Source organism: Mesorhizobium sp. M7A.F.Ca.CA.004.04.2.1, assembly GCF_004022825.1.
Taxonomy (GTDB): Bacteria; Pseudomonadota; Alphaproteobacteria; order Rhizobiales; family Rhizobiaceae; genus Mesorhizobium.
The window spans coordinates 1-5,579 of record NZ_RZPH01000334.1 but is presented as its reverse complement, the minus strand read 5'-3'; the positions used below and the strand labels follow the sequence as shown (position 1 = coordinate 5,579).

Sequence of the window (5,579 nt, the reverse complement as noted above, 5' to 3'; positions counted from 1 at the left end):
ATTCCGACACCTGCACCCAGAATTGGCAATCCTGGCTTGGTTTCGCCGGCGCCAGCTTCGTGCTCAGCGAGACCAAGAGCATCTATTTCGACTCGTGCATGATGTCCTACGAGGCAGCCAATTCCGGGATGGGCTTTGCGGTGGCCAACCGTGCCTATATGGCCAGCGACATCCGCGCCGAAAGGCTGGTGGCTCCCTTCGCCGTCCACCACCCGAACACGGCTGGTTGGTATTTTGTTTCCCCGCTGAGAGGCCTTGCCGCACGCAAGGTCCAGTTGTTCAAGCAGTGGGTGATGGCGGAAGCGGCTCTGACGCAGTGCCAACTGGACAGCGAAATCAGGGGCGAGGCTTCGACGGCCGCCTGAATCTCGGGCAAGTATCCGGTGTGCCGGCTAATTCTGATGCAAAGACAATGCTGCAGCACAAAATGCAGCGATAGTAGGCGCAAGCTCTTCGACCTTCGGACGGCACCGAATCAGGCGAAAGCTCTGCCCTCCTCGGTCCGCTGAAAAAGCATCAGGTCCAACCCCAGGCTTGGCCGTCCCAGGATGGTCAGGATCGTATGCGCCTGGCCGCGATGGTGGGTCTGGTGGTTGAAGACATGATCCAGCGCCGGCGCCAGCCTTTGCGAGACGGTGCGCATGTCCGAAACGGTCATGTAGGTGAAGCGGCCCGTCAACGCCTTGTCATTGAGGCCGCCGACCCAATCGATGATCCTCCTGTCCTCGGCTTCACGCGCCGCCCGCAGGCCGGTCAACCCCCGATGCAGGATGGCATCCAGTGTCGTCGGCGCGTCGCCCTCGCCGGTGAAGCGCTTCATCCAGATCCGGTCGGCCGTCAAAAGGTGGTTGAGCGTGCCCATCATCGAGCCGAAGAAGGCGCCGACATCGCGGTTGAATTCCTCATCATCGAGTTCGGCGGCGGCATCATAGATGCGACCGTTGGCCCATTGATTATAGGCCGCAAACATCATGAAATGCTGTCTCATGGCTTCCCTCGGCTCACGTCGATGCGGGGCCTACCTAACCCGCAGGAACGCCGCCGCCAATGACCATTCTGCTCTATGATCTCGTCGGACGCGACACCACACGTCCGTTCAGCCCGCATTGTTGGAAGGTGGTGATGGCGCTTGCCCACAAGGGGCTCGACATATCAACCGTACCGACGCGCTTTCTCGAGGTGCCTGCTGTCGAGGGCGGCGTTTCGAAAACCGTTCCGGTGATCCGCGACGGCGAGACAGTCCTCGCGGATTCCTTCGATATCGCGCTCTATCTCGATGAGGCCTATCCGGACCGGCCGACGCTGTTTGGCGGTGAAGGCGGCAAGGCGATGGCGCGCTTCGTCGAACGCTGGTCGCAAGTGACCATTCATCCCTACGTGACCACCGCGGCCATCATGGACCTCCATGCCATGCAGGACGCGGAAAACGCCGTCTATTTCCGCCAGAGCCGGGAGCAGCGTCTTGGCAAACAGCTGGAGGAGGTGATGGCCGCCAGGGAGGCCGGGCTCGGCAATTTCAGAGCCTCGCTGGAGCCATTGCGCTCGACGCTCTTCCATCAGCCATTCATCGGCGGCGCGTCGCCGCTGTTCAGCGACTATATTGTCTTCGGCGCCCTGCAATGGGCGCGCATAGCCTCGCCCTACCAACTGCTCGACGACGGCGACGTGGTGGCGCAGTGGTTCGCCCGCTGCCTCGACCTGCATGGCGGTCTGGGACGAAAGGTCGCCGCCGCGGCTTGACGCCGTAAAGCAGTACTTACTTGGCCGCCTTCTTTGGCTTGCCGGCCTTCGTGGCAGCCTTTGCCTCCTTGGGGGCGGCCTTTGCCTTGCCTGCGCCAGCTGCCTTCCTGGTTGGCTTTTTGGCTGCCGACTTGCCCGTGGCGTCCTCCTGGTCGACATCGGCGGCCGCCTGATGCCAATGGCGCTCATGATGTCCAGCCGGCTGGCCCTCTTGCAGCCAGATCTGGTGCGCACGGTTGCGAATGCGTTCCTGACGATCGTCTGTCATGGTCATGGTGTCTCCATACGGCCCGACCTCAGCGCGGCGCCGACACGCGAGTATAGCAAGCAACGCGTTGCTGTGTAGCCGTCTGATCTCGGCTTCGGGAGCACAGAAAAGCGCAGCGGCCTGCCCTTCGCTATCGCTCCCTGCCCTTCGGGCGTTCAAACCCTTTGAAAGGTCCACTGGACCTTTCAATCCGCCCGAAGGCGGACCGGGCTTTCACCGTTCGTCGCTCGGAAAGCCAAGCAATTGGCTTTCCGTCCGCTTCGCGGACCATCCCTCACCCCTTTGGCCTCACCCCTTTGGCCTCACCCCTTGGCAATGGGCCGGGCGGCTTGTATAGAGCCCGCCACTCTCAATTCCATTCTCAGACAAGGACGACCCATGGCGCTCGAACGCACATTTTCCATGATCAAGCCGGACGCAACCCGGCGCAATCTCACTGGTGCCATCACCAGGATGCTGGAAGAGGCAGGCCTGCGCGTCATCGCCTCGCGCCGGGTCTGGATGAGCCGCCGCGAAGCGGAAGGCTTCTATGCCGTCCACAAGGACCGCCCCTTCTTCGGCGAACTGGTTGAATTCATGTCGTCGGCACCGACCGTCGTCCAGGTGCTGGAAGGCGAGAACGCCATTGCCAGGAACCGCGAAGTGATGGGCGCCACCAACCCGGCCAACGCCGCCGAAGGTACCATCCGCAAGGTTCACGCGCTGTCGATCGGCGAAAACTCGGTGCACGGCTCCGACGCGCCGGAGACCGCGGCAGAAGAGATCAAGTACTGGTTCTCGGACACCGAGATCGTCGGCTGAGCCGATAATCCAGACCTTGGATTACGTGAAAAGGCCGGCGTTTCGCCGGCCTTCTTCGTCGGGGTCAGCTTGCCGCGCTGAAGCGCAGGATCTCGCGGCCATCCTTGTCGACAATGATGAGCTTTCCGGCATCGACACGGTATGACGCCGCCTTGGCCAACGCATCGAACAGCGCCTTTTCCTCGGCCATCACCTCGGGCGCACAGGCCTTGTAGGTCGAGCCGATGTCCCTGATCGCGATCGTTTGGCCATCGAGTTTGGCGGTGGCGAAATAGGTGTTGCAGGGGCCGCTGCCGCCCGCCTTGCCGGCCCCGCTGACCCTGAACGTCGCTTGCGGGGCACTAATAGCGCCGATGCCGTCGATATAGTCGACCAGCCAGAGCTGGTCGAAGACGGAAGCCGTCGGCTCGGCACTCGGGGTGACCATCTTCAGCATGATGGTCTGCGGCACGTCGGCCAACGGATCGACCTGATGGCGCATATCGGAGATGAACAGCAGCTTGTCGTCGACGGTGATGCGGGCTTGCAACGCGTAAGTCATCTGCGACCGGATGACCGAAGGGTCGAATTTGATCTCGAAGCTGATCGGCACCTGGCCTGCCGGCTTTACTTGCTGCTCACCGATGATGGTGGCCGGCGCGTCGGCCAGCGACACGTCCGCCAGCTGGACGGAGAGCACGGCACTGGGCGGCAAGGCAATGCGCTCGCGATAGATCACCTCGCCTCTCACGGCCCTTTCAGCGGCAACAGACTGCTCCGGAACGGCCAATATGCCGACGACCAGAGGCACGAAACCGAAGATCAAGAACTCCGCGATCCTGTCCAGCATGACCATCTCCCTCACCCCGGGCTGCCAATGCCCCGGGCTGCCAATGCCGAGGCTGACCAATCCCGCCAATTGGCCAAAGGATTGCGGTCAATGCATGGCTGCGGCGGATCTTATTCGGACTGATACCAGCGTTGCGCGGCGTTTGCATCGGCTTCCTTGGCCTCGACCCAGCCACCCTCCGAGCCGTCAGCCCGATGCTCCTTCTTCCAGAAAGGCGCGCGCGATTTGAGATAGTCCATCAGAAAATTCGCCGCCTCGAACGCCGCATGGCGATGCGCCGAGGCTGCCACCACCAGCACGATGTTCTCGCCGGGCGCGATCTTCCCGTGGCGGTGGATGGCGGTGAGCCCCTGCAATGGCCAACGCTCGACCGCTTCAACAGCGATGCGGGCGATTTCCGCTTCGGCCATGCCGGGGTAGTGTTCGAGCTCGAGCGCTGAGAGCGCGCCCTGCTCGTCGCGGCAAAGGCCGGAGAAGGTCACCACGGCGCCGATATCGGCGCGGCCTTGCGTCAGTCTGGCGATCTCGGCGGCGACGTCAAAATCCTGGCGCTGAATGCGCACGACAGGCAAGACCGCGCCGCTCATGTCAGCCCCCGGTCATCGGCGGGAACAGCGCGATTTCGCGGGCGCCCGCGATCTTCTCGCGGTGCTCGACATGTTCCTGGTTGATGGCGACGCGGATCACGTCGGGATATTGCAGAGCGTGCTCGTAGCCATCGCCGCGCGATTTCAGCCAGCGCAGGAGATCGGTCACCGTCTCGATGCCCGCAGGCAGGTCGACATCCTCCTCAGCCATGCCGATGCGTTCGCGCACCCAGGCAAAATAGATGAGCCGTGTCGTCATCTCACTCGTCCATGATGTGCTTGAGGCCGGCGCGGAAATAATCGTAGCCGGTGTAGAGCGTGACCAACGCCGCGATCCACAGCAGAACCAGCCCGGTCTGCGTGGTCAGCGGAAAGATCTTGTCGCCGGCCGGTCCGGCCAAGAGGAACGCTATGGCGACCATCTGGATCGCGGTTTTCCATTTTGCCAACTGCGTCACCGGCACCGAGACTTTCAGCGCCGCCAGATACTCGCGCAGGCCCGAAACCAGGATTTCACGGCACAGGATGATGATCGCCGCCCACAACGACCAGCCGGCAATGCCCGCATGGCGATCGGTATCGGCGGCCAGCAGCAGCAGGCATGTGGCGACCAGCAGCTTGTCGGCGATCGGGTCGAGCATCTTGCCGATGTTGGAGGTCTGCTGCCAGGCGCGTGCCAGATAGCCGTCCAGATAATCGGTGATCGAGGCGAGCAGGAAGATGATCAGCGCCGACCAGCGGGCAAAGTCGCTCGACTTCAGATGTCCTTCGAGAAAAAAGCACAGCACCACCAGCGGCACCGCGACGATGCGGGCGTAGGTGAGCATATTGGGCAGGTTGAACGCGCGCTTGGCCATGTCTGGGAAACTCTTTCTGCCTGCCTACTCAAATCAGATGCGAATGTAGGGGGTCAACAGGCCAGATTCGACAGGCCAGATGAAAGTGCCGGATTTTTCAACTCTCGTGGAAGTGATTGTAGACCAGTTTCGCCACCTGTTCGGAAATTCCGTCGACTTTCCGCAGATCCTCGATGGCGGCGCGGCTGACCGCCTTGGCGGTGCCGAATGCCAGCAGCAATGCCCGCTTGCGGCCGGGACCGATGCCGCTGATCTCGTCGAGCGGGCTCTTGACCATCTCCTTCTTGCGGCGCGCCCGATGCGAACCGATGGCGAAACGGTGGACCTCGTCGCGCAGGCGCTGGACGAAATAGAGCACGGGATCGCGAACCGGCAGCGAAAACGAGTCCCTGCCTTTGACGAAGAAACGCTCACGGCCGGCATCGCGGTCCTGGCCCTTGGCGATGCCGATGGCCACCACCCGGTCCTCGATGCCGAGATCGGCGAGGATCTTGCGC

10 protein-coding genes are annotated in these 5,579 nt (G+C 62.4%); 3 read left to right on the top strand and 7 right to left on the bottom strand.

Annotated elements, in window-relative coordinates:
- Positions 1-365 (top strand): LysR substrate-binding domain-containing protein (locus EN893_RS16400; protein WP_245490847.1); only part of this gene is annotated, 365 nt, incomplete at its 5' end.
- 110 nt (positions 366-475) lie between these two features.
- Here the strand turns inward: EN893_RS16400 and EN893_RS16395 are convergent.
- Positions 476-988 carry a DinB family protein gene (locus tag EN893_RS16395; protein WP_013532473.1) on the bottom strand — a complete coding sequence of 171 codons (513 nt, stop codon included), beginning with the start codon at positions 986-988 and terminating at the stop codon, positions 476-478.
- A 59-nt stretch (positions 989-1,047) separates the two neighbouring features.
- Between EN893_RS16395 and EN893_RS16390 the strand changes: the two genes are divergently transcribed.
- Positions 1,048-1,740, top strand: a complete 693-nt coding sequence (locus tag EN893_RS16390; RefSeq protein ID WP_127267614.1) for a glutathione S-transferase family protein — start codon at positions 1,048-1,050, stop codon at positions 1,738-1,740.
- 16 nt (positions 1,741-1,756) lie between these two features.
- Here EN893_RS16390 and EN893_RS16385 read toward each other — a convergent pair whose 3' ends face one another.
- On the bottom strand, positions 1,757-2,014 hold the full coding sequence (locus tag EN893_RS16385; protein WP_127267615.1) for a DUF2934 domain-containing protein: 258 nt from the start codon (positions 2,012-2,014) through the stop codon (positions 1,757-1,759).
- 372 nt (positions 2,015-2,386) lie between these two features.
- Between EN893_RS16385 and ndk the strand changes: the two genes are divergently transcribed.
- Positions 2,387-2,809 (top strand): nucleoside-diphosphate kinase, encoded by a 423-nt coding sequence (gene ndk / locus EN893_RS16380; RefSeq protein ID WP_013532476.1) that lies wholly within the window; start codon positions 2,387-2,389, stop codon positions 2,807-2,809.
- A gap of 64 nt (positions 2,810-2,873) precedes the next feature.
- Here ndk and EN893_RS16375 read toward each other — a convergent pair whose 3' ends face one another.
- The 5 genes from EN893_RS16375 to EN893_RS16355 form a co-directional block, all read right to left on the bottom strand.
- A complete protein-coding gene (locus tag EN893_RS16375) occupies positions 2,874-3,638 on the bottom strand; it encodes a YbaY family lipoprotein (protein ID WP_127267616.1) in 765 nt (254 codons plus the stop codon).
- Between the two features lie 110 nt (positions 3,639-3,748).
- A complete protein-coding gene (locus EN893_RS16370) occupies positions 3,749-4,225 on the bottom strand; it encodes a molybdenum cofactor biosynthesis protein MoaE (protein ID WP_127267617.1) in 477 nt (158 codons plus the stop codon).
- 1 nt (position 4,226) lies between these two features.
- A complete protein-coding gene (gene moaD, locus EN893_RS16365) occupies positions 4,227-4,484 on the bottom strand; it encodes a molybdopterin converting factor subunit 1 (protein ID WP_127267618.1) in 258 nt (85 codons plus the stop codon).
- 1 nt (position 4,485) lies between these two features.
- The gene (pgsA, locus tag EN893_RS16360) at positions 4,486-5,082 is read right to left on the bottom strand and encodes a CDP-diacylglycerol--glycerol-3-phosphate 3-phosphatidyltransferase (RefSeq protein ID WP_023673449.1); all 597 of its coding nucleotides are present in this window, start codon (positions 5,080-5,082) and stop codon (positions 4,486-4,488) included.
- A gap of 97 nt (positions 5,083-5,179) precedes the next feature.
- Positions 5,180-5,579, bottom strand: a 400-nt coding sequence (locus EN893_RS16355) for a helix-hairpin-helix domain-containing protein (protein ID WP_245490846.1), incomplete at its 5' end; no start/stop codon positions are given.